Here is a 26,502-nt window from a genome sequence, read left to right on the forward strand (position 1 = left end):
GATGCAAGGTAATCATGCAGGAAGATGAGCCGACCTTTCCAGTAAGCCCTGAAATCGTTATTTAAAACAACTACTTTCAATTATTTTGTGGGGTGTTTTTTGAATTTATCCCAGATGATAGGAAAAAAGGTCTTGAGCCAGAGCTTTGCAAAAGCTTTGAAATAATCTAAAGGGAAGAACTTCTTAATATAAATGAGATATTCCTTATAGGCTAATCCTTTCGGACTGTAAAGATAATTGATCCGTTGTTTGATGGTGTATTTACCCGATAGCCAGTTTACCCCGTGATCATCTTCACAATAGCCATAAAACTGGGGGGCAACCAAGACATCAATTCCAGCTTTATAAGCAGTTAGCGTATAATCATAGTCGGCCACAGCGTGTATATACACGTCATTAAAGATACCTATTTTAGCTACAGTAACTGCGTCGACCAGCATTATATTGGCATTACCTAAATGACATGGCAACGGTTTTTCATCATCAGGTTGCACAGTGTAATAGCTTGAATGGCGCATGTTATAAAGGGTATGGCCGCCGTAGGAAAGCCTGTTTGTTTTTAGGCCCAATGTTGATCCTACCAGAATAACTCCCTCTTTATTTACGTGCTGATAGCACTTGAGTAATTTTTCCACAGCGTAATCAAACAGCACCACGTCATCATTAAAAAGCCAGAACAGATCATATGCTTTTTTCTGCATTGCATATTTCCACACGGTTCGCATCCCTCCTGCCCAAAATAAATTTCCGGTGCCTGCAATTATTTTTACATCAGGAAACATAACGGCTATTTCTTCTGAAAGCCCATCGGTAGAGCCATCATCAAGCAAATAAATATCGGCGCTGAGATTCTTAAACAATTCCTGATTGATAAGGCTGTTTAAAAAAGCTAACGTCTTTTGTTTGCGATTATAGCATGTAACTAAGATCGCTATATTATATAACTCTATTTCTTTCATTGAGCATGAGCGGGAACGCTTTGCAAATACTTTCTGTACTCTTCTCTTGATCGCTTATTATCGGTGGCGGTCTTTACAATACTTGTTTGTGTTACTGATAAAAATAAAAAATTAAGTATAATAGGAAGTATCATTACCGGTTCGCCAAAGCCTATTAAAAACAACATGGCAATACAGTAAAATACATATTCCCAATTCTTGACATATGCTTTACAAAACTTGGCATATTTATAAAATAAATATAATAATCCAACAAAACCAAATTTGGCCAAAAAGTCAAATATCCCATTAGATACGTTAACATTAAATTTTCGATAAAATATCAGGCTATACTTATTACTAACCCCTAAAATAAGTTGCCAGCCAAACACACTATAGATATAAACCATACTAGCAAAACGATTTAATGGTATTTGCATTCTATAATGATGATAAAAGTGTTCTAATACTTTCAAGTGATTAAGGTCGGCCATATCCTCGTTATACATATCTACCATCTTTCTACCCAATATAGGCACGGTGCAGACAAGTAGCACAATTAACCCGATGGCAAGGAATGCCCAAAGATTAATTTTAGGAACCCGATACCTATAGGCCAAGAAAAGCAATACAATAAGGCCGGTATAGGCAGTGGTCGAAAAAGTAGTAAGATTGCCAATTATAAGTATGACGGACGTTCTGTCAAAGGTAAACCTGTTTAAGAAAAAGTTAAGCATTAGCGCCAAACATAAAAAGCACCCAAACGATCCCGGTTCCCATACGAAACCGGAGTTGGTATAATCATGAAAGTCCTTAGTAAAGGTGAATAATAATACATTGGAATAACTGCCGGCGAGGTTATTGGTGAGTACATTATCGTTAGGTAACTCTAACTTTCTGAATACGTCATAGACCAGATCGGGCACAATAAGCTGAAGAGCATAGAAGAAAAAAGAAATTATAGTTAAATGAGTGATAACTTTAACAAGGTACGCCGCTGCCTTATCTTTCAGTATTATGCAAAACAAAAAGCTCAGGTAGCAATATTTAAAAAGAAAGATCACATCGCCTAATAAAAAGGTGTTATCGAGTGAATTAATGAATGGATCACGAATAGCTACAAAAGCAATATAAATAACAGAAAAGATACCTATATACTTATAGTCTTTCGGGGCCAGCAATTTTTTCTGAAGGGCTACTCCTACCATAATCAGCATGATTAGAAACCAGCAGACCTCACTTGATGACAAAAAGTTCGCGTTACTTGATAGAAACAAGAAAAGCAACGTAACTATATAATATGCGTTTATTTGCTTTAAAAATTGCATTTTTTTTAATTGACTGTCGGATCTAATAATAGATCAAATTTCCTTGTGTTAAATAAGTAACGGCCTAGGTATCCATTTCCTGATTATAAACTTGCTGAAAGGTATTAATGTCATTAAATAAATGACTATAGGACTGTATTTTTTTTAAGCTCCAGTCCCACCAGCAAATATCCTGTAAAAAGGCCACCTCCGTTTCTATAAAACGGGACCTGATAAAGGCCGCTGGTGATCCTCCAACGATGGCGTAGGCAGGCACATTTTTAGTTACCACAGATCCTGCAGCCACTATCGCACCGTTGCCTATAGTTACTCCATCCATAATCAATACATTATTGCCAATCCATACGTCATTACCAATGGATACAACATATTTACGGGCCGCATCAATATAAATATGTTCTTCAAAAATGCCTTTCTTGGTGAAAAACAAATTGGCTGGATTTTGCAACGAAAAGAACGCCGGACTTGTTGAAACAAATTGCTTTGATGGATGCAAACCTAAGCAAGTCTGCACTCCTGTTCCTACTGAACTAAAGCGGCCAATTAATGTCTGTTTTACAATGGCATTCCTTGAAATATAGGAACCAAGTCCAACATAACAACCGGCAACCAGACTATTTATAGCTAAATCGTTATAACCCTCAAGTTGGTTCTTCATATCCAAAGTTACCTGGGGCCCGATAGTTACATGTTTTCTACAATATTTTAAACGATAATAATTCCTTTTAAGCCAGGATCTGATCATTTCAAAATCATTATACTTACACCATCCGTTTAAATGACTATGTAATCAAGTATTGTAAATATAAACAACTTTAATAAACTATTCATCAAAATTTGATTATCGTTGCAAAAAATCAAAAAAAAGACCCACATCAATAAAACTATTAAATACATTTGGTTCCTTCTCTGAAATTGGTTAAAGAGCATAAACTTAAATATGTGCTTCCATAATTAAAACGTAATGCAAGATCAACTATAAAAGCATCTATTCTTTTAGAAAGAGTGAGTAAGGCCTTTATGAACCGAAGCTTTCAGGCAAATTGTGTTAAAAGAAGTATCGACTGTTCATACCCATTGGCAATAGGAAAGAAATTGCTTCCTATACAAGGCGGAGATTAGATCCAAGCTGTTTCAACAAATTCCCAGTTGCTTTTAGGCCCCATCAACTCATAAACCGGATATTGCTGATATAGTAATATCAAAATAGTCCAGGGACTACCTAGCTCAAAAACTGTTTTTCAAACCTTTCCATCACGGTGTCAATGTTTAGGTACTGCATTGCATAATTGCGTGCATTGGCGCGTTTTTGGGCAGCAGTAGGGTCTATTTTTATATCCAGAACTTTTTGGGCAAGTATTTTACCGTCACCTGGCTCAATCACATAGCCAAAATCATTTTGAGTAGTGATGTTATAAAGCGTGGTATCTCTTACAGCTGTAATAACACTTAGGCCACCCACTGCAAGTATGGTTGAAAGTTTAGAAGGCATCACCAAATCTGCGGCACTGGCTTTTTGTACCACCAAATGCACATCGGCCAGGTTCAAAAACTCATTAAACTTTTCTTTAGGCTGCAACTGCATAAAAACAACGTTTCGCAGACCGCGTGCTTCTGCATCCCTCTGCAACTCATCTTTATATGGGCCCGAGGTACATATGATAAACTTAATGCCTGGATAAGCTTGCAGCTCCCCGGCTGCATCAATTACATGATCGAGGCCCTGTTTGATACCGGCAGCGCCAGAATAAAGGCAAATCAAATCATCTTTATCATACCCCCAACGTTGCTTAATGTCTCCTCTGTCGGGCAGCGGATAAAACGCTTCGGTATCTACCCAGTTCGGAAAAAAAACAATATCGCGGTTTACCTTAGTTTTAACCCGGCTAATCATTCCATCTGATATAGTGCTGGCATAATTGGCACTGCTTAAGATATTACGCTCTATTTTAAAAAGAACCTTCAGTACGGTAGCATTCTTAAATAAATTCAGATCGCGCGCTGCTTCAATCTGCAGATCCTGAATATGATATAGCAACCTGCCGCCCCTTATATTTCTCAACATCAGCCCAAGATAGGCCAGGTGAAATGGCGGAGCAATAGTAATAATCAGATCAAACTTTTCTTTGCTGAACAGAAAACGTGTTACCACAAAGAATTTTGACATCAGGTATGAAAAATCCTGCATGGTTCTGCGCCCGCCGGTAGGATTCTGCGGAATATAAGACGGACAACGATATATCTTTAACTCTGCTCCGCTTTCGGGATAATTGATTACCTCCCTTTTATACCAGCGATTGGTATAAGGAGCCTGCACCTTCCAGTACGGATAATAGGGAAATGTAGTAATAACCGTACAATCATACCCTGCTTTTGCAAGCCAGTTAATCATCTCTCCATTATACTTCCCTACACCAATAGGTTCAGGCGAGAAGTTATGAGATATGAGGAGTATACGTTTATTTTTCATTAGTTAGGCAGAATCAAAAAGTCAGATACACATGGCGATTAATTATAGTTTTTTATCAATCATCTAATTTGAGTTTTACTATTGGTATCTGGTAACGCTTAATAACAACTATAAGGGGTATTTGTTGATGTGTATTAGATTGATTTCACTCTTTTTTTAGTTACTTTTTACTATCCAGCAACTCACGTGTTCGCAATACTATAAAATATTCATAAACAGATTGTAACGTAGCATAGGTAACACCGGCCCGGCCATCTAAAAACGCTCTCCTCATTACCACCATGTATAACCACTTAATAAGCGGCCGCAAAGGCATTTTATAAAAAATACCTTTTTGATGATACCTGCGTACCGAAAAATCTCTTGCAAACAACGCTTTTCCTATTGAGAATTTTTTGCTGCCCTGCATATCCTCCAATCGCATCCGGGCTTCCATATCGGCATAACCAATATGCCGGCTCAACCAAAAGCGGATACCTTTGCTAAAAGGATAATGGTCTAGATAACCATCTATTTTTTCAACGGCGCCATCCGGTATTGATACCGGGTTTACCAATCGCTCATACCGCATTTTTCCGGGTCTGAATAGCCGCAGATAATAAGGGGATATCTGCGCATGTTTCAACCAGCGCCCGTTCCAGGCAAAATCCCGTCGCTGTACTTCGTAAGCTGCAATATCTTTAAACTCAAGCGATGTCAGCGTTTGATACAACCCGGGCGATACACGCTCATCTGCATCTATGTAAATCACCCATTCATGCTTAAATGAAATGTTCCTTAAACCCCAGTTTTGATGGGCAGACCAGTTATCAAACCTGCGCTGGGTTATGCTGGCGCCCGCTGCAGTGGCTATCTCAACAGTGCGATCATCGCTAAACGAATCAAAAACATGGATATCATCGCACCAGTTTACCGATGATAGACATCCAGGCAAATCCTGTTCTTCGTTTTTTGTTAATATCAGTACCGAAACCATTTACGCATTAAATTTCCGTCTCGGCTTTAAAGGCCCGCACGGATTACCAGCACAAACCTGCCACTCAGGCATATCTTTTATCACTACAGAGCGCGCACCAATTACGCAACCATCCGCAATGCTTATCCCAGGATGCACAAAGGCTTCTGCAGCCACCCATACATGATTACCAATATTAATAGGACTAGCTACCAGTGGAAAACCTGGATTATTATAATCATGCGTGCCGGTACAAAGGTTTACTCCTTGAGATATAACGGCCCTGTAACCAATTGTTATTTTAGCCTGCGAATAGAGAACCGCTCCACTAGCTACACCACACTCATCTCCCAGCTCAAGATTCCACGGAGCCCAGATAGTTACACCCGGGTATACATGAACCCCTCTGCCCACTTTGGCACCGAAACTACGTAACACAAATGATCGCCAGCCGTGGAAAGGCCGGGGAGAGAATCTGAAAAAGAGTAGCGCTGCGATATTCCACCATGACCGCCTCAGTCGGTTTTTTAACGAGAAAGACGGCCCTGTAAAAGTATCATGATTTATCATTTAGCAACAGCAGCTAGTTACCCTTATATTCATTTAAGCCAACCAACAAATATATGTTTATTTGGCTGATATTCTATTAACAATCTATGCTCAAATGCCACCTGTAACGGTTTTAACATTCAAAAGGCATATTATTTTATAGCATTGGTAAATGCTATAGAAGAGCTGGTAATATGAAAGTTATCGTTAAAAATACGCAAGGCCTTGTTACCTGCCTCCCTACGCTGATCGGCAGATAATTCCAGCCAGCGCTTTAGCATTTGTATAGTACCACCAATGGTATCATCAGCAATAATACCGCCTCCGCCAGCTTCAATTTCCATATAGATATTGATCTGGTTTGATATAAGCACTGGCTTTGCGCAGGCCAGCGCCTCTACTACTGCTATCCCAAAATTTTCTTGATGACTGGGTAATATAAAGGCATCGCTGCAATATAATGCCCCCCATTTTGCATTACCATACAGCATGCCCGGAAAATACACCTTATCCTGCAACTGCGGATTGCTGTAGGCCATCTGGTGCACTTTTTTTCCAAAGCTGCTCACCAAACCCGGGCCGGCTATTACCAGTTTTGGCAACTGATAGCCAGTGGCAATCAACCTGGCATAAGCGTCTATCAGCAAATCCACACCTTTCTTTTCGTGGATACGGCTTAAGAAAAGCAGATATGGTTCATTCTCCACCTCCGGGCATTTCTCTAAAAAATCTGTCCGCATGGCATCGTTATATTCGGGCGGCGGTTTTATGCCATAACCAACATTAATTTCTTTTTTGGGGCGATATCCTTTAAAGGTTTCGCGGGCCAAAACCATTTCCATCTCGCAGGTAAACAACAAGCCATCTGCATCATTAACTACATATTTCTCAATCAACTCCCAATAAATCAGGTTACGGACGGCTTTTAATCGCCTGTCTGCAGCGCGTTGAAAGTAGGGATCGAGCATGCCATGCGGCATTACATATATTTTGGGCAACTTACGGCCATCATTCTTTTTGGCTATCTGCCTTTTTACAATGCGCATCGCCTTCCAGGCCGCGTAGCTTGAATAAAGCCACAAGCCATTAATAATCACCACATCAAAGTTGCAAAGATGCTCTATAAGCCACGGTAATAATTTGGGCGAGTACTGCCAGGCTGTTTTAACCGGTCCAAGGGCATATATCGGGAAGTCATCCATCCCCAGAAAAGCATTATCCGGACTATCCAGGCTTACTATCTCACGCTGCACGCCATACAGGTGCATCTCTGCATCGCTGCTGCGAATACCCTGGCAAGGGCCGCCACTTGTGGGATTCATGCTGGCAATAACGTGTAGTAACTTCATATCCAGACTAACCTCTTAGTAAACAAAACCATCTGTGCGGGTAAAATATTTGGCATCGGCAGGTATAGGCTGCAACGGCTTGGCCGGCACACCTCCATACAGCATCCACTCATCAGTATAGGCTTTATTGAGCATAGACTTAGCACCCAACACGCTACGGGCCGGTAATTGTGCACCACCCAACATCACCACATTGGTACCCACAAAAGTATATTCGCCAATAATAATAGGAGCACTATCCTGCCGGTTATCTACCACGTTAATAGAGTGTGTAAGAAACTGCGACCGGTAACCGGCAACAGTACTAAACCGGCCAATGGTTATTGTACTGGTACAATCAATATGATGATATTTGGTGACAGCCGCACACTCGCCAATAATCAATGCCGACCTGCGATCTGTCTGATGCGCAAAATGTTTAGAAGATGTATGAGTAGGGAAACCGGTAATCCAGTTACCGCGCGCCATTGATGCCTTAGCACCCATATCAACCAGATCAAGGTTTACCGCCACATTAAGATGACCTATACGGGCTCCCTCGGCCATCACCAACTTAGCGGGAAATATCCAGGCCAAACCGATGCGTGCCGTGGGATGTATTTCATATCCAAACCAGCGCTGCAGCGCTCTACGCCGCAACGGCCAGGGTAATAATACGGTGAAGAGCTTAAGTATCATCAAATTTCAGTTTTAGCCGAAAAACCCAAGTTATCTATTTTCTGCTCAACTATTACCTCGGCTATGGCCTTGCGCACTTCATCAACGGTAATAGAAAGTATACATTTTTTTTGCTGCGCAATACATTCTTCCAGCAGGCAACCGGCGCATTCCACCCGGTGATAAATGAGCTTATTAAAATCTCCGCGCGGAAACCACTGCCCAGGCAAATTACGGGCCGAGTAAATGGCCACACACGGCGTGCCGCCAGCAGCCGAAAGATGCATAGGGCCGCTATCATGACCGATAAATAGCTTCGCATGCTTCAATGCAGCACCCGACACCCGCGGCGATGTTTTACCGCACAGGTTTACGCCATCGCCATTCCAGCAATCTAATAACTTTTGCGCCCGCTCCCGCTCGTCTTCCGCACCCAACATAATAAGTTGCCAACCGGGCAAATCATCTTTCAAAGCTTTAAACAGCGCCAACCAATTATATTCCTCCCAATCATTAGGCTGCCTTTTGGTACCAGCACATGCAGCAAAAACAGGGCGATTTGGATCCAGCGTTTTAAGGACGTCAGCCGCTATGACTCGCTCTTGTTGGGTATAATGCAGATCCCAATATTTGTCGAGCGTCAGATCAATAGGGCCTAGTGATTCCAGCCTGCGTGCTATTCTGAGTGCTTCCCACTCCTGCTTACCGGTCTCATTGTCATAAGTCAATACCAGATCTTCAGTTGTCTCTGGAAACCCGTAAAACTGTTTGATACCTGCCGCTCTGAAAAATAGCTTATCACGCAGCACACCCAATTTGGTTGATCTTATCGTTTTGCGGATGCGGGTGGTGGTCAGGTTAACCATGGCATCAATTTTAAGTACCCTCAGTTGCCTGATGAGCCTGAGTAATACCAACGGGTTACGTGTAAACGATGGGTAATTAATAACCTGGTGAAAAAAGTAGCCCTCACCCAATACCGTTTGTGCCGCCGCAGCTTTACTGCTCGGCGGGCGATTAGCCAGTAAAATTAACTCGGCATCTGGAAATGCCTCTACAGCCTTATGAAAACCCGGCAAAGCGATAATCGTATCGCCCATACTGCCAATACGGTACACTAATACTCTTTTGCGTTTCACAGAATCCATTTTAAGCACCTGATTAAGTATAATTTACCTGTACGTCAGGTGATATCCAGCACCGATATCTTATTGCGCCTCAAAGAGGAAAGCATTAATCCGCCGATAATCGTAGAAAAACCAAGTGAAGTGGGCTGCCCCCACTGGCCTTGCAACAAGGTCAGAAACCCAAGACTAAGCAACATCCAAGGCAACAGATCACCAAATTGAATGCGCCTGTAGGCGGCAGCGAGCAACCTGATGCACATATGCGTGCGCACAAAAATAACGGTAAGCCCCAGTATGGTACCCAACTCACCTATCAACCTGCCCCATTCTTGCTCTGCAAACAAAAAGGTAACCTCGCCTGTAATTAGCCGGGCACCAACGTTGGTACCGGCACCAATGCCATAGCCAAAAAATGGCTGGTCAGACGATGTAACCGCTTGCAACATGCCCCCTAAAAAGCGATCGCCAATGGTACCCTCTAAACCGCCTTCTGTGGCGCCCGCGTCGTCTACCCTCGTAGTAAGCGCCTCTGTTGCCTGTTTAAAAAAGCTTACATTATTTAATAGCGATAGTATAATAATCAGACCGAATAAGGCAGCAAGCATTCTAATTAAATACGCTGGTCTTCTGGCTATTGGTATGGAAATAAATGCAATAGTTAATGCAGCCTGAAACACCAGCGTGCGGCTAATAGACAGCGGGATTGCAGCAATGGTACATGCGGTAGCGGCAATAAGCAACCATCTGGGTATACCTTTGGGACTAAACCAGAAATAAACCACAAAAACCTGCACAAAGCTCCAGAATTGAGTATTACCCGTTGTGAAAGAAAACACACCCGGCGGCCTGAAATAACCCAATGCGCCAGCAAAACCGGCACCAGCCATATCTCCCCCCACACCTCTATTTATAAATGACGATTGCGGGCTATAGAATTGAATAGTAATGAGCACCAGCATTGGCAATGACAGCCAAAGGAAAACCTTACCCATGTACAACACGTCTTCCCTGTTAAAAAAACGCCCCATCAAAAACATAAGCGGAAAGTGCAGAAACAATATCCTGGCGCCATACAAAGCAACCTCAATATTGCCATGCCCTACAGATAGGGCTGTAAACATACCTACAAAGCCCACAAACCATATCGTTTTGATATACCAGTTCATAGGCATTTCCTCGTTTTTCCAAGCCATTACCACCAGCCAAACAGCCAGCGGATCCCGCACTACCAACAATGGCGTTGCCAGGCCCGGAACAACCCATTTGCGCAAAGCACCTTCTGTAAGCAGCAGTATAAAATATAACCAAATGCCCTTGCGTATTAATGCAATATTGGTTTTACGCTTAGCCAGCGCGTTTTGTGATACGCCGCTTAAAGTGAAAGAATTTAACGGCTGTTCTGTAGCTGTACTCATATTTGCTATTCAAGCCTTTATTTAATATTCATAATTATTTCTGCCAGCTCTTTACTGTAAACCTGCCAGGTGCGCTTGCGGGCAGTTTCTATAGCCGCTTTACCTGCTTTAGCTATTAGCTCTGGCTTAACTAACAGGTTTTCAATAGATGTCTGTAACTCGTTAACAGATTCTGCAGGGGTAAACCAACCGTCGTGCCCATGGGTCATCACATCCGGCCCGGCGGTACGATCTGTAGTAATTACCGGCGTGCCTTGTGCCATAGCTTCAGTAATTACCAGACCAAAACCCTCAAACAACGACGGAAACACCAGCACATCATGCTCTCGCATGGTTTTTAATACCTGCGCGTGCGGCATGGTCTCAATCCAACGATGCCGGGCTAACGCTGCATCCAGCGCCGGGCAAACATCACATGTTTTACGACCTACCACGGTCAGTTCAACGCGATTGCCTATGCGGTCTACCGCCTCAAACAAATCGGCAATGCCCTTACGCTGCGATAGTCCGCCTACAAACAACAATTTGAGCGGACCGCGCCCCGAGGTATTGTAATCTCTTGCCGCGCCTACATCCGGAAAAGCGTAGGGCACCACATGCACAGGTGCAAGCTGGCCGCCCTGATATTCCTTTAACGTATTGGCTGTGAAAGAACTTGCCACGAAAATACGATCTGCCAGCCTTAATTCTTCATCTTTGTTTGACAATTTTGCCACCGAGTCTTTAAAAGCCGTTAGTGTTGGTGCCCATTCCGGCCTGGTATCCAGTGCGTTTTGCATTAATCGCCGCGCCGCGCGCCAGTAACCAATAGGCAAATCATACAGACATTTTATATCCAATTGCTTTGCCCGCGCGAATGATAACAGCGCCCCATCTTCGTAAGCATAAACTGCGTCAATACCTCGTTTTAGCGAAGCCGCTGTTTTTTTATCATTATACCGATAAACTGCGTCAACACTAAACATTCCTGTCTCATGCGTAATTATGTTACGCATCCCCAGCTTGTCTGCCACCAGGCGGCCTGTTTCTTTAAGCGGCCACATGTGGGTTAATGGTTGCAGGCTTTTATCAAAACTTCGCCTGCGTAATTCAGACAACGGACCGATGCCCGCCAGTTTATCCAGCGCCGATCCCTCAAAACAGGCAATAGCCGTGTGAAAAGCTTGGAGCGCATGCGCATCGTTCAGCCCCTTTAGTGCGGCCCGCACAAATTCATTTCCCGTTGGATGTGAAAATACAACCTTCATTCTCCTTGGGGATTTAAAAATTGCGACATCACCTGCAGGTTCTTCTCTCCAAAATAAACCACCCTGGCCCGTTGCCATTTGTCCGTATCAAAACTAATCCGGCTAACAGCTTCCAAAGCGGCAAAACCAGCGCGCTGATCGCCCGAATTCCACATGGCGCCTATACCTGTATCTTTTAAGAATGAAGATAGCGTACTATCTGCCGGACCATGACCTAATACCGGTCGCCCCGCTTGCAGGTAGCTGGTTAGCTTGGTAGGCAAACTGGTTGCTCCAAATATTTTTAACGCCGGTGCAAACGGATACATGGCATAAACAAAAGCGCACTGCGAAAGTTCTGGCAGCGCTTTATCCTCAGGCAAGGTTGGATAAAAAGTGATATTGCCCTGCAATGCACCCGGGATATCACCCATACTTAAATGGCAACCCCACATTTTTAACATAGCCGTTTGCCCTTTTGATTGAGCAAACTGCACCAACATAGACAAAAACGATACAAAATCTTTTTTATCATAGATAGACCCTATGTGCCCGACAACCAATTGCGTAGCATCAGCAGATGCTTTATAAGGATGCCGCGCAATGGCATCAGCAGGCAAGTAACGATGACAAACTATTGTCTCAACACCGCACATCTTTTGGTAGTACGCCTGCATCCCGGTGCTAATCACATCTACCGACGCAGCGTGTTGCAATACCCAGACAGTCAACTTATCGGCTGCCCGTTTCATGTATTTATAACGTACAGAACGTGCGCAAAGGGCACCGGCCCAGTCATCATGCACGGTAACATGTACCGGGCGACTGGTTTGACGTTTAATCAGTTCTGCCGCCACACGCAAACCTTCGTTATGGGTAACAATCCAATAAGCATCGCAATTGGCTTGAAGCAGAGCGTTAACAATCGCATCAACCTCGGGTACTTGCTGTTGTTTCAGCATTTTGCGGGTAGCGATTATATCTTTTAAGATAGCCCCCCCCATAATACCCCTACCCAGATATCCTTTTTCATAACCAGCAGCCACGCTGCCTGCAACGTAATACCAGTCAAAGCTCAACTCGCTCAAGTGAGCAGTGAGGCTTCGCAGTATTACGCCGCCACCGCCGGTTTGCGGCGAGTGTGCGGTAAAAAGGCATATTTTTCTTTTCATTCAGTAACTCATTTTTGGGCCGGCAAACCAGCTATTAGTTGCGCAGCCACCTGCTGTACCTGGTTAGCATTTGGCATGTAACGAATGCTCTGCTCCAGGCAGGCGTTAAAATTACTGCCGTTGTATTTTACTATTCCCTGCGGCATGGGCTGTTCCGACACGCCAAAAGGCGTCCATGGTTTTGAGAGCGATATCACCGGCAAGCCATGATTACGCATGGCTGCGAACGCTCCGCTCTTCTCTACAACCGCTAAGCCAGTGGTTGATATACCCGCCGTGGCAGATGACAACAAAGCCGATATCTTTTCGGTACTTTGCTCGCCCAATACTTCGGCTTGTAAGCCGGCGGCTTGCCATTTTTGGGCCCATTGATATTGCTCTTCTCCACAACGGCCAACAAACAGCAGTTGCAGGGTCATACCTGTTTCTGAAGCATATCGCGCTGCTTCGGCCGCAAAAGCGTCTATTAATCCGCCTGAGTGTATGGCGCCGAAGAGTACAAAAGTAATATCGGTCCTCAGTTCCAGCTTTTCTCCCGTCACCGGGATATTGCCAAACAGCGGCAGGTAACCAGCCTTAACCCCCAACTTCTTTAACTGGGCCTGGTATAACATGGTCTGAGTATGAACCGCTTTCGGATCTAGTTTCTTCAGCAAACCTCTAATAAGATATTGCTGCGCTTTGCCCCACCAGATCAACTTAGCCGATTCTTCTTCGGCCATGCCTACCCATAACTCATGAAACATCACATGCCAGCGGATGTTACCTGATATTGATTTCAGCTCATTCCCCAAGCCTCGCTTTAATCCTTTAGGATGAAAACCAAAAGGCACATATTGCAAGCTCAGCCAATCAGGGGCGGCTTCGCCTATATATTTTTTTGCAAACCATAATCGCTCATTTGTTGATAGCGATGCCGGGATGCGTAATGTTTTTATATCGATGCCATCTGCACTTTGGTTGGCATTGGTCACTTCATCCACAGCGTGATCGTTTATTGCCAATATCCCCGCCTCATGCCCCAAACAAATTAGCGCTGCTGCTAACCGGCGACTGTAATCGCCTACTCCATCCCGGCCTGGTTCGGCAGAAGCACATATAAAAATGATCTTCATTGCAGTAACCGGCGATAAGAGAGTTGATAAGTAAGGTGATGATTACGCTGTTTAATTACTTTGGCCGGCACTCCTGCAACCACATCAAACGGGGCTACATCGCGCGTTACAACGGCTCCGGCAGCCACTACGGCGCCTTTGCCAATAGTTATACCGGGCATAATCATGGCGCGGGTACCTATCCAAACATAATCCTCAATAGTAACCGGTCGCTCTCGGCCGGCAAAATCAGGGGAGTTTATATCATGATCGGCAGAAAGAATAATGGACTCATGCGATATAGACACATTGCTGCCAATGCTGATGCCTCCTTTATTATCCAGCCGGCATTTACCGTTAATAACGCTATTGGCACCAATGGCAATGCTGCGGGTACAATCAAACGTACAATCCATCAATATGGCCGTTCCTTTACCAATGCGGTATTGCATCACCTTGCGGTAATAAAACAAACGAACGGTATGACTGGGGATGCGGCTCACCACCCGGTTGCAAATAAATATTCTCAGCTCTGCTAAAAAATGCCTCATCTGTCAACACCTGTTAAGTCTCCGGCCCAAAACCGTTGTTGGATAGTTTTTAAGTCAAACCGGTTACGCGCCAGTTCTTTTGCCCGGATTGAAACCTGCTCGCCACTACTTAGCAATGCACGTAAGCTGGCAACCAGATCATCCGTATCCAATGCTCCGCAGCAAATGGCAGCCTGGTTATTCTTCAGCAAATGACAAGCGGCGCTATCTGCCGGACCATGATATAGTATAGCGCCCGGCGCCCCCAGATAGCCTACCATTTTGGTGGACAAGCTATACAGGTAAAAATCGGGCGTGGTAAATTTTATAGGAAGATACAAAATATCGGCGGCATCCAACTCGGCCTTCAAATCGGCATTATTGAGCGTAACCGGACGATAATCGACCTCAAATTGTCTGTCGTTCAACTCGTTTAACTGTTGGGTACCACGCAGAACCAGTTTAAACTGCAGGCCGTCATTACTCAACCTATCGAGCGCGTCGGCCAGGGTTTTAAACAGTGGGATATAGTGCAGGTGCAGCAATCCCGCAAAGTAAATATTTATAGGAACACCAATTTGTGCCGAAGGTTGCCTGATTTCCTGCGCCTCTACCCCATCGGTTATGATCTCATATTGGGCTTCACCAAAAAGCCGGCTGTACGCTGCAGCAATCTCCTCCGAGATCACTAAACGGCGGGTAGCATGCTGCCATAACCTGCGCGTGTTTTCGGCGTTACTTTTGGTGGTGTTAAAATGATCATGAAACGATACCCAAAGCTGCTTGCCCTCCAAAAACTCATCAACACATAGCGCTGCACAATACGGACCGTGATCTACCACGTGAATTACCTCATAATCCATCTGCCTTGCCGCCTTGCGGATACGCCTGGTGGTTAGCCCATGGAAGAACACATCGCGCAGCCACATGCCCAGGTTACGCAATCGCCAGCGCATCCACGGGCGGTGTACCGGCATGGCAGGCACCAGGGTTTCTTTGATATTGCCATTGGGCAATACGCTCGAAAATCCGTCTATCACCAGCGATACAACCTTTGCCTCCTTGCCCTGATACAGGCGGCGCAATATGCGGTTACCGCCGCCATTGGCAAAAAGTGAGAAAGGCTGATATGAGAGGATCTTCATTCAATAATATTATTTACACAATAGGCGGCGTGCGCGTGGCCTGTGCTTCTACAATTTGCCTGATGGTTTCTTCAAGCGATACGGTAATATCCCACTGCGGGTAATGCGCACGCATTTTATCAAGGTTTGAGATGTAGCAAATATGATCACCAATGCGGTTCTCATCTACATAAGTATAAACCTGCGCCTTGCCCGAGAACTTTTCGGCCAGTTTAAAAGCCTCCCAAATAGAGCATGAATTATCACGACCGCCGCCAATGTTATACACCTCGGCCACACGCGGTGCAGCAATAAAGGCTTCAATAAAGCGGGCCACATCAAGCGAGTGAATGTTATCGCGCACCTGTTTGCCTTTATAGCCAAACACCTTGTACTCGCGGCCTTCCAGGTTACATTTTACCAGGTAGCTCAAAAAGCCATGCAACTCTACACCCGAATGGTTTGGACCAGTTAAACAACCGCCACGCAGACAGCAGGTTGGAATATTAAAATAACGACCATACTCCTGCACCATTACATCGGCAGCAACCTTAGAGGCACCAAAAAGCGAGTGTTTGCTTTGATCTATAGAAAAATCTTCGGTAATACCGTTGGCATAAGCCGGATCTGCGTAATCCCAGCGGGTTTCCAGTTCGGTTAATGCGATGGTATTAGGGCGGTCTCCATACACTTTATTGGTAGACATGTGCACAAAAGGCGACTCAGGGCAAGCCTGGCGCACGGCCTCCAGCATATTGAGGGTACCTACGGCATTAGTATCAAAATCATCAAACGGGATGGCTGCCGCACGATCATGTGATGGCTGGGCCGCCGCATGTACAATAGCATCAGGGTGCAGCTCCTTCAACAGTTGCAGCACGCCGCTACGATCTCGGATATCCAATTCATGGTGATGAAACGAACGGCCCAGACGGTCGGCAAGGCGGTTTTGGTTCCAGCGGGTATCGCCCTGCGGACCAAAAAAAACGGCCCGCTGGTTATTGTCTACGCCGTGCACTTCCCACCCCAGGGATGCAAAATAGACGCAAACCTCAGATCCTATCAAACCCGACGATCCGGTTACCAGTAGTTTTTTATTAGATATTGACATTATTCAAGTATCAGGGTGTTTTTATAGTGATTGTATAAGATGCTGATAAGCTGCACGCCATTTGCCATGCATGGCGGCAGTACCGGTTTCACTAGCTACCAGTTTTGCCGCGTTGTTTAATATTTTATTGATCTGCTGCCCATCGGCAAAAACCTCAAATGCGGCGCGGATGCTTTTGGCATCAGCCCGCTCTACTACCAACGCAGCGTCATGCGTTTTCAGATAGTCCGTCATAGCCGCATACGGCGGACCGATAGCCAGCACCGGCACACCGCAAGCCAGGCTCTCGCTCATCTTAGTGGCTATGTTAAACTGCGACATATTACGCAAGCCATCAGCAAAGCCAATGGGCAACAATATGGCGTGGTACTGCTGCATTGTCGGCAGAACTTTATCTGCCGCTATACGACCTTTAAAGTTTACGCCTGGCAGCAAAATATCACCAGGCACCGCCTCTGCGGCGGAATAGATATCCAACGAGCAGTTGGCTCCCTGAACGCTCTGCGCTACTGCTGCCAATACATCCTTTTGCCATCTGGCTACTGCACCAAAGTAACCTATCTTCAAGCCTTCAGCAGCAACGGATGTTTTAAACTCAACAGCCGAAGCCGCGTCATCTGCCGGACCAAAAACCACGGTCGACTCTACGCCGAACCGCTCTTTGTAAAAAGCCTGCATAGCAGGGCTAATTACCAATACCTGGTCTGCCTGCTGCAAATGTCTGGCAAATATCGGTTCAATCCAACCGTCATATTTCCAACTGCCATCAACATACTTCACCAGGTGATCATCCATCACCCAGGTAATGTATTTTATGTTGCGGCGCTGCCGCAACTCGGCCAGTGTGCAGATAGCATCAGCTCCCTGTGGACAAATTAATGCCTTTAACTCTTTTTTAGCGCCCAGTTGTTTATCGGCCAACTTTGCCAATTCAGCTGCCTGTTTTTTGATAACAGATGGCTTTCTGCGCATTTTAGCAGCAAACGTGCGCCCGGTAATACGGCGCACCCCATCATTTTCCCAAACCGAGTGCTTACTGATGCATTTGCCGGCCAGATCTGCCGCCGGTGCCATATCATCAGCAAAACGGTTGGCATGTATAAAATACCGGATCTTCTTCAAATCATCTCCCAATACCCGGTGCAGGGTAAGCCCGCCGCCATGTTTCTCTGACGCCGACATTTCTGAGAGATAAAAATCAAGACCTGTATCCATTTATTTTATTGCCCATTATGTGTTAACGGGGATATATTTTTTCCAAAAATCCGGGTGTTTCTCCCATGCGTGGCATCCCAACGGCAATTGCTCCCCGTTGAGTTGCAGCAAGCGCTCAGGATTATACTCAAAGCTGAATTTTATAGCCGTAAGCGGGTCTGCCACCTTGAACCAGGGAAACATCTGCGGTACCACACGCGACCATATCAGATCTTCATTCACATGTTTTTCAGAAAATGCAAATCCAAAATAGCCGTTCACGTAATTCTCGTACCGGTAATCGGTCAAACCATTTACCCAATGCTTTAAGCGCTGCGATGCCAGCAATACCTGGTACATTTTCCACTTCCGCTTAAACAAGTGCATGCTACCAAGCACCTTGAGGCACGATGCGATGTTGCGTACCGAGAAACCCGAGTTACCACCGTTAATCAATGGTGCATCTGGCGCGGCATCCCAGTAGCCTTTAAAAAACGGCGCGCCTATATAATCAAAATCAAAAGCGCCGGTTGCCTCAATATCATCACTAAAAATGTAGGCATCCAGCTCATACGTCAACATAAACTCATAGCCCGCAAAAAGCTGATAAAAGGTGGGGCTCAACTTCATGCGGTTATAACGTTCTACCGAGGTAAGCCAGGCAGCATCCACCGGCTGCAAACGCAACTGCGGAAAAATAGCTGTATAAGCCCTGGTATCCATCCCTTGCGGAAAAACCAAATAACAATGATGGGCTGATAAATGTGCCGCGCATGCCTGTAACGACAAAGCCTGACCTTCGGTAAGATCTGGCTGATGCACAGGTATAACCACACACATTTTTTCTACCACCTTCATTAAGTCGTTTTTATAGACCGATCAATTATTTTAATCAGCTTTCTTTTTATTCTGGTAATCAATGTCCGCTCCGTAGCCTTTACCCTCCACTGATGATCTTTGTGCAGTTGATGATAATACGCTTCTGATGCCATAGCAGTTACTGCACCTGCGGCTGTAAGGTTGCCCTGATAGTCATCAAAAATTGGCGACAGGTCTGGCCTGTTTTGGCGCGAGTAACGGGTATTGTATTTACACAATGTTTCGGGGTGGCTATAGCGGTAACTGCTGAAATGAAAAAACGTGAGCGGATAGGTATCATTAACCCACCATTGTCCGTCTTTCTCCGTCAACTGACGTTCATGCCAGTTCCAGTTGGCCACATTATAGCCGTAATGTTTCAGGATATGCCAGTTATTAAACATCACGGGGATATACATGGCCCAGATCTGGTCATAAAACATGCCTTTATCCCAATCATTATAACCGTAAACCAGCAAACGTTCACCCCACCATTTTAAAAATGGATCAAGCTCGGGCCCTTTGGACAACCCCAGGAAGCCCAAATTGAAGATGCCGGTGCGCAACGTAAAAAAGTCGCTGGGTATTTTACCGTCATCAACAGGGTTCATCAGATGCGGGGTGAGCACAAAAGTATATTGATTTAATGCCTCCCAGCAATCGGTCATAGGTGCATACACCTTAATATCCGGGTCGATGTACACTACCTGATCGTACGTTTGGAACAAGTGCTGAAAAACAAAAGGTTTTACCGTGGTACACAATTCAGAAATACCGAAACGTTGCGCCAAAGCCGCTATATCGAGCTGTACCAGATCATCAATCCAAAGCAGGCTTGGCTGTTCAAATTGCGTATAATCTAATCCAGCGTCGGGCCTGTCTACTAAAACAATAAAAAAATCAATATCAGGATGCTGGCCGCAAAAGGAGTTCTTAAGCACCTTTGCCGCTGCCAGATAATTATTTGCACATATAGTAAAAGCTGCCCGTTTCATCATACCAAAGTTTTAATAATGCAGGCAGGCACACCGGCCACAACTGTGTTGGCTGGTACATCTTTTGTTACAACTGCATTGGCGCCGATAATGGCATTTGTGCCAACGTGTACATTGGGCATAATGCAAACACCATCTCCAATCCAAACATTATCTTCTATAATAACCGGACCTTTAGAAACCAACCGGCGCTGTACAGGCGGCAACTTCAAGGCTTCGGTAGTTGTATCGCCATGGCTATGATCTGTAATATAAATGCGGCTCCCCATCAGTACCCCACTACCAATAGTGATTTGATTAATACACCCTATATGCACATCTGTACCCAAGCTTACGTTATTACCTATTTTCAGTTGCGGGGTAAACACTTGTCCTGCATAATTATCCCAGGCCTCTAAACGCAACCGATCATCAGCCTTAAAATTATCTCCTATAAAAGTATATTGCGGACCAATAAGCGTGAGTTGGGCCGGCAAAATGCTATTTCCCCCCAGGTGACTAAACTGTGCTTTATGCTGACGGTCAAGCGCATCCGCAACCGCCAAACGGTAGTAACCAGATTGGGTGATGTTATGCAACATCTTTGCGATATATCTCTTGAGCACAGACATCTCTTAATTGGTATTTTTATAATGACGGCGAAGCCTTTAATCTGCCAAGCTTAATTCTAAGCACAATGAAGAACAGCTTCTTAACTGTTCTTCTGAAGTTTTTGTATTTGATATACTTAAACAAATACCTGATAAAATTAATATGATACCATGGAGGCAAATCCCTACCGGTAAACCATTTCAGAAAGGGATGTAGGCTATCGGCGAAGACACGCTCCCGGTAAGTAGTCAGAAAAGTACTCCCCGCTCCAAAATGCTCAAATCTGTCAGTCAGTTCAACTACCCGGCTTGCCATAAGTAGTGTCCAATTTGATAACCATCCTTGGGTGCCTACAAAAAATGCAAGATATGGGTAGGCTACATAATAAACAGGTTTTTGCATGAGATTCTGACTCAGGACGACCGTATGCGGAAACGTATTGGCTACACTGGTAAAAGGAGCATATGGTTGATAACCGATAAAATGTTCCTTCCAAACCTCAGTCTTAAATATAAAGCTTGATAAGGCAGTAAACAACGCATTATGGGTAGTAACCTCTAACACCGGCTGACCGCTGGGAAACAGCTGGTCCTCATTCCGGCTGCACATCATCTTCTGCGAATTTATAGCTGCTTTGTCGATTACTAGTTGTCTGTCGGTATCAAGCTCATTGGTATGATTAAGGTAAAATAGCTCTACGTCGCTATTACCTTCCAATACTTTGAGATAGTATGCAATACCACCATCCCTAATCAAATCATCATCACCAATTATCCAGCAATAGGGAGTTTGAGCTAGTTCATAACCTATTTTTAGGATATTATTATTGGCTCCAATATTTTCTGTATTACGACTATAAATAAGATTAAGCCCTTTTTTAACATATAGATCTACTACCTCCTCAGTATCGTCTGTTGAGTTGTTGTTTGATACTACCACTTGCACCTTATGGGCAAAAACGGTTCCGTCCAATTGCTTAAAAATACAATCGAGCAAATTATCTAATAATTTGCTGCGATTATATGTGGGTATCCCTATGGTTAAAACTGGCAATTGCATTAATTTCTGTTAAAAACATTAAACCATTATATTCGGAAGCATCTCTGTATCCCAATAAAGTTTAGGCCTCACCAAGCCCCACCATTCGCCGGTATATTCTCTCCTCATCTCGCCGGTTTCAGTAATAGTAAACGATAATACCCCCTCGGCTACGGCCATGTTATCCATATTGCTGTCCGGTACCAGGAAAGCATTTATACGATAGTTTTTATCATTAAGAAAATTAGCCGGCAGTATACAGGTAGATTTGTAACGTCCCTTTTTTAATGGCATATCTGAGTATTTATCAAAGTTAGTTGAAGCAGAATTACCATTAAAAGTGGTTAGTATACAAGTTTCTAAAGCATCAAGCAGGTGTATGCTGGGTCGCAGTGTATGTCCATCGTGATAAACATCATACTCAATCTCCACCATAACATCTTCGTTTATGGCAAAATCTGTAGTAATACCCCGTGTTTTGGATCTTAGTTTTAACGAATGAAATCCTGCTGCAGTTGATTCCCTTTTTAGTTCTATAGTATCTGCATAAACTTCTCCATTACTATTACCTGCAGAATGCATGTACCTGTCTATAACCATGCCAGTAGATGACATTACTTGTAATTGTCCCCGTTTTAACAGAATGCTTTTACTGCACAATGCACTCACCGCCGCCATGTTATGACTCACAAATAATACGGTGCGCCCTTCACTGTTGCTCACCTCGCTCATTTTGCCCAGACATTTCTTCTGAAATTCAGCATCTCCAACAGCCAAAACCTCATCAACCACTAATATTTCAGACTCTAAATGCGCAGCTACTGCAAACGCCAAACGTACATACATCCCGGATGAATAACGTTTAACCGGAGTATCCACATAACGTTCAACGCCGGCAAAATCAACTATCGCATCAAAATGTTTTGTGATCTCGGCTTTGCGCATGCCCAGAATGGCACCATTCAGATATATATTCTCTCGACCGGTAAGCTCCGGATGGAAGCCTGTACCAACTTCCAACAAACTGGCAATCCGTCCTTTAACCTTAATATTACCCAATGTGGGTGAGGTAACACGACTTAAAATTTTCAGTAACGTGCTTTTGCCGGCTCCGTTTCTGCCAATAATGCCCACTGCATCGCCTTGCTGAATGTCAAAGTTGATATCTTTCAAGCTCCAAACAATATCAGAGTCGCCTTTTGCCTCCCGGTTATTGGTCTCACCTATCTTAAGAAACGGATCTTCCTTACCCCGCACCAATGACCACCAGCGGTGTATATCTCTGCTCAGGGTACCTGTGCTAAAATCGCCCAGTTGATACGCCTTAGATAAATTTTCTACTCTGATAGCAATGTTTGACATAGCGGGCACTGATTAAACCGTATCAACAAAATTCTTTTCAACCTTATTGAACACCACCAGGCCTAAAACCATCACAACCAGACTTGCGGCTACGCTATAAAAAAAGGCGCCTGAATAAAATTGCCCGGCTCCAATAAAACCGTACCTAAACGTTTCAACCAAACCACACATGGGGTTAAGTGCTATAATCCAACGGTATTTTTGGGGAGCGGCGGCCAACGGATAAATAATGGGGGTGGCATACATTAATAATTGCATACCAAAAGTAACCACAAACGTAAGGTCGCGATACTTTGTAGTCATTGCAGTAACAATTAGCCCAACGCCTAAACCCAGTAATGCCATCAGCAACATGATGATGGGGAACAAACATATATAAGCATTAGGATGCGCCAGGCCCTTAAACATAAAAAACACCAGCAATGCTGTAAATAAAATGAACTGCACGCCAAACTTTACCAGATTTGATACCACAATGCTAAGCGGCATAATAAGCCGCGGAAAGTACACCTTTCCAAAAATGGCAGAGTTATCTCTAAAAACAGTTGAAGTTTTGGTAAGGCAGTCAGAAAAATAATTCCATGATACGGTGCCTGCCATGTAAAACAGCATAGGCGGAGCACTGCCAACTTTAATATTGGCCAACTGATTAAAAATAACGGTAAATACCAGTGTAGTAAAAATGGGCTGAATAAAGAACCATAACGGTCCTAAAATAGTTTGCTTGTAAAACGAAACGAAATCCCTTCTAACTAACAACCAGAGCAAATCGCGGTAATTCCAGACATCTTTTAAATGTAGATTAAAAAGATTGTCATTAGCGCGTATCTCTAAATCCCAATTCTCATTTTCAGAGTTAACTTCCATGCTGCTTCTTTATTGCCAAGATATATCCATAATGCACTTTCACAGCACTACATATCAAGCTAAACAAAGACGGTCATCTCAAGGCTTAAAACAATTGATAAAAAAGCCTGCGTTATGATGAACGCTCTTTTTTATTGAAGATTTTTTTAATGCCTTTTGGCTCTTCATCTTCTTGTGTATAGCCATAGCCGTATCCATAACCGTAACCATATCCGTACCCGTAGCCGTAGCCATAACCATAGCCTCTGCCATAGCCTAACACACCACGCGATCTAAGACCATTAAATACGATATTGATATTATTCAGCTCTTTATTTACATACAAATGCTGTATCATATGTAAATATATTTTAGGGGTATATTTATGTCTGATCATGTACAGCGTTGCGCTGGCATACACGTTAAGTAATTTGGCATCGGTAACCAAACCAATTGGCGGCGAATCGATCAGAATGTAATCATATTTTTTGTTCAGCTCTGCCATCAGCACATCTAACCTACCGTTCAGCATCAACTCCGTTGGATTTGGAGGAATAGCACCGGCTGGCAAAATTGTCAAATTCTGAATATTTTTGGCAGACATATCTACCGAGATCTCCTCAAGCGTTGCCAAGCCCGCCAAATAGTTACTGATGCCGGGCTCGCGAGAAATTTCAAGCATACGGCTCACTTTTGGCTTACGAAGGTCAAACTCTAATAAAGCTACCTTTTTACCAGTAAGTGATAAGCTTACGGCAAGGTTAATGGCAATAAAGCTTTTACCCTCGCCAGATATAGATGAGGTGAGCAGAATAGTTTTATTATCGCCTTGTACTCCTATATAATTTAATGAGGTACGCAGCGTGCGCAGCTGTTCTGCAATAACCGTTCGCTTACCATCTTTAATTACCAGTGTTTCGCCGCTTTCATCAAGTAATATCTCGGCCAGCACCGCAGCGTCAGTACCTCTTTCAATATCTGAGCGGAACAATACCCCCTGGTTAAACTGCTCACGGATCAACACGAAGATGATGCCAGCAACAACACCACATGAAAGTGCTACCAGGTAAATATTAAGCGGAATAGGCTTAACCGGTCCTTTTGCCTCTGCGTAGTTAATAATACGGCTATCTGCCATGGCTGAGGCCTGACCCAGCTGCGTTTCTTCACGCTTTTGCAGCAGGTAAGTATAAATATTGTTCTTAATATCGCGCTGACGGCCAATTTCTAACAATGCACGCTGCTTTTGCGGCACGTCTTTCATCTGCCCCATATTTTTATTGCTTACCTCGCGCAATTTTCGCTGCGTTGCCAATAAACCGGCACGCAGGTTCTTTACGTTTTCCAGCATGCTTGGCTTCAGGCTTTCAATTTCGTCTTTAAGCGCCTTAATGCCTGGCGAATTCTCGCCGCTGGTTTGGCGCAGGCGTACTAATTGAGATTCAGCTTCTGCCAAACGCTGCAGCAAGCCTTTCATAACCTCGTCATTCAGGTTAAGCATGGCCGGCACAGTTCCAGAATCACCGTTCTTACTAAAGATGTAACGCTCTATCTGATCTAAAACCGCTAGCTGTATTTGTATCTCGGCTTCCTGCTTATCAACATCCTGAACGGCCGACATAAAATTATGTCCCTGCTCAGAAAGGTCAATAATACCTTCACGTTTACGCAAATCGGTGTAATCGCCCTCAACGTTAGAAAGTTCGGTGGTAACGATGTTCAACCTGTTCTCAATAAACTTCAGTGTGTTGGCCGATGTACTATTTTTATAGGCAATCCCTTCCAGGTTGTAAACCGCCATCACCATATTCAAAACATCCTCGGCTCTTTGTGGAACCGGGTCTGTTGTTTTAAGGTTAATTATAGCCGATTGCTTGGTTGGCGAACTTACGCCAAGGTGACCTATCAAATCGTAACCAGCGGACTGGATAGATTGTAGTTTCAGATAATACTTTCCTTTAAACCTGCGAAGATCTTCGGGCCTGTCCGCAGCAGCAGGTACAATTTTATATTTACCAAAAGGCAAATCAATTGGCACATTGAGTGGGTAACGTTTACCCGCGTAAACCACACATTGTTCATCAGGCAAAAACTCAAAAAACAGCTGCTTGCCCTGCACTCTATCCAGATCTGATTTGTGTAATGATACAAAGGTTACAGGGCTAGGGTAAATCAACATATCGCGCAAAGCTCCCTTGGCATATACTTGCGAATATAAAGCCATCGTATCAACCACCTTATTAGTGATGGTGCGCGACTTGATAACCAACATTTCATTATCTGTGCTCTTACCAGAGTTTGTAAGACCCAACGCATCCAACACATTGGTATTCTTGTTGCCAGAACTCTCATCATTTAAAATGATAGTAGAGTTGGCCTCGTATATGGGCGTTTGATAATGCAGATAAAAGTAGGCCGACACCAATGATACGATTATGCAAAACGCAAATATGGGCCAAAACGGTAAATAACGATAAGCAAGTACAGTAAAAGCGTTTTTGGTGGCTATTTGCTCAACAGCGCTTGATATATCTTCCCTTTTTTGCAAGTTTTCCATCTGTTATAATGCTGCC

General features: G+C 44.1%; 22 protein-coding genes and 1 pseudogene. All 23 read right to left on the reverse strand.

What is annotated here, in order from left to right:
* Nucleotides 1-80: 80 nt before the first annotated feature.
* Nucleotides 81-959, reverse strand: coding sequence for a glycosyltransferase family 2 protein (locus ABZR88_RS17595; RefSeq protein WP_107827276.1), 879 nt, complete (start codon nt 957-959; stop codon nt 81-83).
* Entirely contained in the window at nt 956-2,146 is a 1,191-nt protein-coding gene (locus tag ABZR88_RS17600; RefSeq protein ID WP_146166477.1) for a hypothetical protein, read from the reverse strand. Before ABZR88_RS17600 ends, ABZR88_RS17595 begins: the two co-directional genes overlap by 4 nt.
* 184 nt (nt 2,147-2,330) lie before the next feature.
* A complete protein-coding gene (locus tag ABZR88_RS17605; RefSeq protein ID WP_281260185.1) occupies nt 2,331-2,924 on the reverse strand; it encodes a CatB-related O-acetyltransferase in 594 nt (197 codons plus the stop codon).
* Between the two features lie 564 nt (nt 2,925-3,488).
* Nucleotides 3,489-4,736 carry a WcaI family glycosyltransferase gene (locus ABZR88_RS17610; RefSeq protein WP_107827279.1) on the reverse strand — a complete coding sequence of 416 codons (1,248 nt, stop codon included), beginning with the start codon at nt 4,734-4,736 and terminating at the stop codon, nt 3,489-3,491.
* 160 nt (nt 4,737-4,896) lie between these two features.
* Nucleotides 4,897-5,712: a glycosyltransferase family 2 protein gene (locus ABZR88_RS17615; protein WP_107827280.1), complete on the reverse strand. Its 816-nt coding sequence runs from the start codon at nt 5,710-5,712 to the stop codon at nt 4,897-4,899.
* A 680-nt stretch (nt 5,713-6,392) separates the two neighbouring features.
* Nucleotides 6,393-7,589, reverse strand: a complete 1,197-nt coding sequence (locus ABZR88_RS17620; protein WP_107827282.1) for a glycosyltransferase — start codon at nt 7,587-7,589, stop codon at nt 6,393-6,395.
* A 15-nt stretch (nt 7,590-7,604) separates the two neighbouring features.
* A complete protein-coding gene (locus tag ABZR88_RS17625) occupies nt 7,605-8,267 on the reverse strand; it encodes a hypothetical protein (RefSeq protein WP_107827283.1) in 663 nt (220 codons plus the stop codon).
* The gene (locus tag ABZR88_RS17630) at nt 8,267-9,385 is read right to left on the reverse strand and encodes a glycosyltransferase family 9 protein (RefSeq protein WP_170113546.1); all 1,119 of its coding nucleotides are present in this window, start codon (nt 9,383-9,385) and stop codon (nt 8,267-8,269) included. Before ABZR88_RS17630 ends, ABZR88_RS17625 begins: the two co-directional genes overlap by 1 nt.
* A 44-nt stretch (nt 9,386-9,429) precedes the next feature.
* Entirely contained in the window at nt 9,430-10,788 is a 1,359-nt protein-coding gene (locus ABZR88_RS17635) for a hypothetical protein (protein WP_211309751.1), read from the reverse strand.
* A 17-nt stretch (nt 10,789-10,805) separates the two neighbouring features.
* Complete coding sequence (locus ABZR88_RS17640) at nt 10,806-12,035, reverse strand: glycosyltransferase family 4 protein (protein ID WP_107827285.1); 1,230 nt, start codon at nt 12,033-12,035, stop codon at nt 10,806-10,808.
* The gene (locus ABZR88_RS17645) at nt 12,032-13,186 is read right to left on the reverse strand and encodes a hypothetical protein (protein WP_107827286.1); all 1,155 of its coding nucleotides are present in this window, start codon (nt 13,184-13,186) and stop codon (nt 12,032-12,034) included. The genes ABZR88_RS17640 and ABZR88_RS17645 overlap by 4 nt, the downstream gene beginning before the upstream one ends.
* 8 nt (nt 13,187-13,194) lie before the next feature.
* Nucleotides 13,195-14,301 carry a glycosyltransferase gene (locus ABZR88_RS17650; protein WP_107827287.1) on the reverse strand — a complete coding sequence of 369 codons (1,107 nt, stop codon included), beginning with the start codon at nt 14,299-14,301 and terminating at the stop codon, nt 13,195-13,197.
* Nucleotides 14,298-14,513 (reverse strand): annotated as a pseudogene (locus ABZR88_RS17655) (DapH/DapD/GlmU-related protein); the annotation flags it as partial. The gene ABZR88_RS17650 and the pseudogene ABZR88_RS17655, both read right to left, overlap by 4 nt.
* Before the next feature lie 314 nt (nt 14,514-14,827).
* Nucleotides 14,828-15,955, reverse strand: a complete 1,128-nt coding sequence (locus ABZR88_RS17660; protein WP_107827289.1) for a glycosyltransferase — start codon at nt 15,953-15,955, stop codon at nt 14,828-14,830.
* A 13-nt stretch (nt 15,956-15,968) separates the two neighbouring features.
* On the reverse strand, nt 15,969-17,045 hold the full coding sequence (locus ABZR88_RS17665; protein WP_107827290.1) for an NAD-dependent epimerase/dehydratase family protein: 1,077 nt from the start codon (nt 17,043-17,045) through the stop codon (nt 15,969-15,971).
* Nucleotides 17,046-17,066: 21 nt separating this feature from the next.
* Nucleotides 17,067-18,260, reverse strand: coding sequence for a glycosyltransferase family 4 protein (locus ABZR88_RS17670; protein WP_146166478.1), 1,194 nt, complete (start codon nt 18,258-18,260; stop codon nt 17,067-17,069).
* A gap of 15 nt (nt 18,261-18,275) precedes the next feature.
* Nucleotides 18,276-19,097 carry a DUF5672 family protein gene (locus ABZR88_RS17675; RefSeq protein ID WP_107827292.1) on the reverse strand — a complete coding sequence of 274 codons (822 nt, stop codon included), beginning with the start codon at nt 19,095-19,097 and terminating at the stop codon, nt 18,276-18,278.
* Nucleotides 19,097-20,095: a glycosyl transferase gene (locus ABZR88_RS17680; RefSeq protein ID WP_146166479.1), complete on the reverse strand. Its 999-nt coding sequence runs from the start codon at nt 20,093-20,095 to the stop codon at nt 19,097-19,099. Before ABZR88_RS17680 ends, ABZR88_RS17675 begins: the two co-directional genes overlap by 1 nt.
* Nucleotides 20,092-20,673 (reverse strand): acyltransferase, encoded by a 582-nt coding sequence (locus ABZR88_RS17685; RefSeq protein ID WP_107827294.1) that lies wholly within the window; start codon nt 20,671-20,673, stop codon nt 20,092-20,094. Before ABZR88_RS17685 ends, ABZR88_RS17680 begins: the two co-directional genes overlap by 4 nt.
* Nucleotides 20,674-20,719: 46 nt before the next feature.
* Nucleotides 20,720-21,742 carry a glycosyltransferase family A protein gene (locus tag ABZR88_RS17690; RefSeq protein ID WP_107827295.1) on the reverse strand — a complete coding sequence of 341 codons (1,023 nt, stop codon included), beginning with the start codon at nt 21,740-21,742 and terminating at the stop codon, nt 20,720-20,722.
* A gap of 18 nt (nt 21,743-21,760) precedes the next feature.
* Nucleotides 21,761-23,083: a polysaccharide ABC transporter ATP-binding protein gene (locus ABZR88_RS17695; protein WP_107827296.1), complete on the reverse strand. Its 1,323-nt coding sequence runs from the start codon at nt 23,081-23,083 to the stop codon at nt 21,761-21,763.
* A gap of 12 nt (nt 23,084-23,095) precedes the next feature.
* Nucleotides 23,096-23,950 (reverse strand): ABC transporter permease, encoded by an 855-nt coding sequence (locus ABZR88_RS17700; protein ID WP_107827297.1) that lies wholly within the window; start codon nt 23,948-23,950, stop codon nt 23,096-23,098.
* A gap of 112 nt (nt 23,951-24,062) precedes the next feature.
* A complete protein-coding gene (locus ABZR88_RS17705) occupies nt 24,063-26,486 on the reverse strand; it encodes a tyrosine-protein kinase (RefSeq protein WP_107827298.1) in 2,424 nt (807 codons plus the stop codon).
* Between the last annotated feature and the right edge of the window lie 16 nt (nt 26,487-26,502).

It is taken from the genome of Mucilaginibacter yixingensis (genome assembly GCF_041080815.1).
GTDB classification, from domain to species: Bacteria; Bacteroidota; Bacteroidia; order Sphingobacteriales; family Sphingobacteriaceae; genus Mucilaginibacter; species Mucilaginibacter yixingensis.

Coding starts and splice junctions, on each gene's coding strand:
- ABZR88_RS17595 (WP_107827276.1), bottom strand. CDS start 959: ATGAAAGAAATAGAGTTATATAATATAGCGATCTTAGTTACATGCTAT.
- ABZR88_RS17600 (WP_146166477.1), bottom strand. CDS start 2,146: ATGGTAGGAGTAGCCCTTCAGAAAAAATTGCTGGCCCCGAAAGACTAT.
- ABZR88_RS17605 (WP_281260185.1), bottom strand. CDS start 2,924: ATGAAGAACCAACTTGAGGGTTATAACGATTTAGCTATAAATAGTCTG.
- ABZR88_RS17610 (WP_107827279.1), bottom strand. CDS start 4,736: ATGAAAAATAAACGTATACTCCTCATATCTCATAACTTCTCGCCTGAA.
- ABZR88_RS17615 (WP_107827280.1), bottom strand. CDS start 5,712: ATGGTTTCGGTACTGATATTAACAAAAAACGAAGAACAGGATTTGCCT.
- ABZR88_RS17620 (WP_107827282.1), bottom strand. CDS start 7,589: ATGAAGTTACTACACGTTATTGCCAGCATGAATCCCACAAGTGGCGGC.
- ABZR88_RS17625 (WP_107827283.1), bottom strand. CDS start 8,267: ATGATACTTAAGCTCTTCACCGTATTATTACCCTGGCCGTTGCGGCGT.
- ABZR88_RS17635 (WP_211309751.1), bottom strand. CDS start 10,788: ATGAGTACAGCTACAGAACAGCCGTTAAATTCTTTCACTTTAAGCGGC.
- ABZR88_RS17640 (WP_107827285.1), bottom strand. CDS start 12,035: ATGAAGGTTGTATTTTCACATCCAACGGGAAATGAATTTGTGCGGGCC.
- ABZR88_RS17645 (WP_107827286.1), bottom strand. CDS start 13,186: ATGAAAAGAAAAATATGCCTTTTTACCGCACACTCGCCGCAAACCGGC.
- ABZR88_RS17650 (WP_107827287.1), bottom strand. CDS start 14,301: ATGAAGATCATTTTTATATGTGCTTCTGCCGAACCAGGCCGGGATGGA.
- ABZR88_RS17660 (WP_107827289.1), bottom strand. CDS start 15,955: ATGAAGATCCTCTCATATCAGCCTTTCTCACTTTTTGCCAATGGCGGC.
- ABZR88_RS17665 (WP_107827290.1), bottom strand. CDS start 17,045: ATGTCAATATCTAATAAAAAACTACTGGTAACCGGATCGTCGGGTTTG.
- ABZR88_RS17670 (WP_146166478.1), bottom strand. CDS start 18,260: ATGGATACAGGTCTTGATTTTTATCTCTCAGAAATGTCGGCGTCAGAG.
- ABZR88_RS17675 (WP_107827292.1), bottom strand. CDS start 19,097: ATGAAGGTGGTAGAAAAAATGTGTGTGGTTATACCTGTGCATCAGCCA.
- ABZR88_RS17680 (WP_146166479.1), bottom strand. CDS start 20,095: ATGATGAAACGGGCAGCTTTTACTATATGTGCAAATAATTATCTGGCA.
- ABZR88_RS17685 (WP_107827294.1), bottom strand. CDS start 20,673: ATGTTGCATAACATCACCCAATCTGGTTACTACCGTTTGGCGGTTGCG.
- ABZR88_RS17690 (WP_107827295.1), bottom strand. CDS start 21,742: ATGCAATTGCCAGTTTTAACCATAGGGATACCCACATATAATCGCAGC.
- ABZR88_RS17695 (WP_107827296.1), bottom strand. CDS start 23,083: ATGTCAAACATTGCTATCAGAGTAGAAAATTTATCTAAGGCGTATCAA.
- ABZR88_RS17700 (WP_107827297.1), bottom strand. CDS start 23,950: ATGGAAGTTAACTCTGAAAATGAGAATTGGGATTTAGAGATACGCGCT.
- ABZR88_RS17705 (WP_107827298.1), bottom strand. CDS start 26,486: ATGGAAAACTTGCAAAAAAGGGAAGATATATCAAGCGCTGTTGAGCAA.